Genomic DNA, 2084 nt, shown 5'->3' on the forward strand with positions numbered 1-2084 from the left:
CGGTCTGCCTTTGTCATGTTGCGATTAGATTTTAATTATTGCTAACTTTTTTTTTGAGATGTAAAATACATTCCTATACTCCCAAATCGGAATAAAATCGATGTATTTGATCATCTAATATTCGAATAGTGGTTTGGACTTGTTCACTTATAAGTGGAATTAGTTTATTAGGTATTCTTTACAACAGAAACAAACTTAAAAAAGGAATAGGACTTCGGTCCATTCAGTTTGCATGCTTGACAGTTTTAATTCCGCTACTCATTGTTTTAGTTGTTATGGAGATTTTGCCAGTATCGACTATTGCAGTAGTAGCTGGAGCTATCATCGGTTATGCATTTGCAAGTAAGGAAAATAAAAAAGTTCAATAAAAGGATTACGGTAAAGCCACAGAAAAACTAGGGTTTTTCAGCAATCAATTCTCCAATATATTTTTTACTTTTCTTCTCTACCCCATAAATATGTTTAACATTTAAGTTCTGTAAGAGAATTTAATATAGAATTTCAGTCTTATTTGGATAAAAATTCCAGCGTAGAAATAATTATGTACTCTCACGCCTACATTGAGCTATTTGGAATACTGTTAACTATTAAAAGAAAATCTATGGTACGTCGTTTCCTTCTAATGTGGATACTTGTTTTTACATGTGTTATAGTTTATCCTCAGGAAAACTGTAACGAAATTATAAAGCAAGGGATAAGAGAATATTCCAAAACCCAAACCTTTAGTAATGATTATCTGAAGACAAAACAAGCAGTAAAAGATATCTATGATTCATATCAAATGGATAAAGATGTGGGCAAGGCTAGTGCCAAATATGCCGGAGTTTTCAAAGGTAAGGGAAGTTATAGTGGAGAGGAAATTGAGAAAGTTTATAAGCTGTATTGGAGTGAAGATATTAACATAAAAGAGATAACTAAGGACAATTCATACGAAAGTTCTTATATAGACCCAAATTTTGTGGAATTGTACAAAACCTGTGTTCAGGGGAACCAAAATAATGTATCATTCAAAATAAATACATATGGGGAAAAAATGTCTAACATTTCAATAACGGCCCAGTATAAATCAAATAACATAAATCTAAGGCCGAAAATCAATTCTGTTCTTGTGGACACCACCGAAATTCAAATCTCAGGTAGTCTATGGGAACAAGCTAAAAAAGGTGGTAAGTTGAACGAAGTGCTTACATTAAATGCCTCAAGGAAAGATATTAACCCGCAAGATTCGATATTTTATCCGGACCAGGGACGATATGTTTTGGCCAAACCAATAAGGTTGACCTTGCAATTCTCCTCATTCTCTTCAACCTTTATTTTTCCGGAAATACCTATGCCGAAGAAGGCAATTGAACTAAAAAAAGGTATTGGTGAAATTGTAGCGAGTATGATGACAAAGGCACAGTTTTACGATGAATATGGTGATGGTTGGATGTTAGCCGATGGCTCTCCAGCACCGTTAGATTCCCCATACAGACTCCATATAGGGGATAGTATTCCAGATTTACGGGGAGTTTTCCTTAGGGGTAAGAACCACGGTCAAGATTCTATAAAAGGTAATCCTGAAAAAAAGGATTTGGGAGAATTTCAAGAAGATGCTATTAAGAGGCATACTCATCAAACAAAAGTTCTGCGTGACGTCCCTAAAAATTCCCTAACTCCTAATGTCTCTGCCTATCCCTATAGAGCGCACAAGGATGAAAAAACCGGAGAAAACGAAGATGGCGCAGAGGAGACTAGGCCGAAAAATGTTACCGTAAATTATTTCATTCGTGTAAAATAATAAAGACGCTCTTTTTGAGCAAATAGATTAGAAGAAATAATTAAAAATAATATCAGTAGGTTTTTTTTCAATTTCGATTATTTTGAAGTTGTTTCCAACTTGTTTATACGGAAGTAAAATACATTTCTATACTCCCAAATCGGAAGATAATCGTTGTATTTGATCATCTAATATTCGAATCGTTTATTTGAACTTTTCTTAATTATTGTATGACTTTTGCATTGGTCATTATTAAATCATGCTCAATTCCCGAATCTTCAATTTCACCTTTCACCTTTATTGGTTTGATTTCATCCAGATTAAT

1 protein-coding gene is annotated in these 2084 nt (G+C 33.9%); it reads left to right on the forward strand.

All coding sequences use genetic code 11. The features are described from left to right. The first annotated feature begins 511 nt into the window (after positions 1–511). Positions 512–1780, forward strand: coding sequence for a hypothetical protein (locus GTQ34_RS16520; protein WP_166524916.1), 1269 nt, complete (start codon positions 512–514; stop codon positions 1778–1780). Positions 1781–2084: the final 304 nt, after the last annotated feature.

The organism is Flagellimonas ochracea (assembly GCF_009903685.1).
In the GTDB taxonomy this organism is placed as follows: domain Bacteria; phylum Bacteroidota; class Bacteroidia; order Flavobacteriales; family Flavobacteriaceae; genus Flagellimonas; species Flagellimonas ochracea.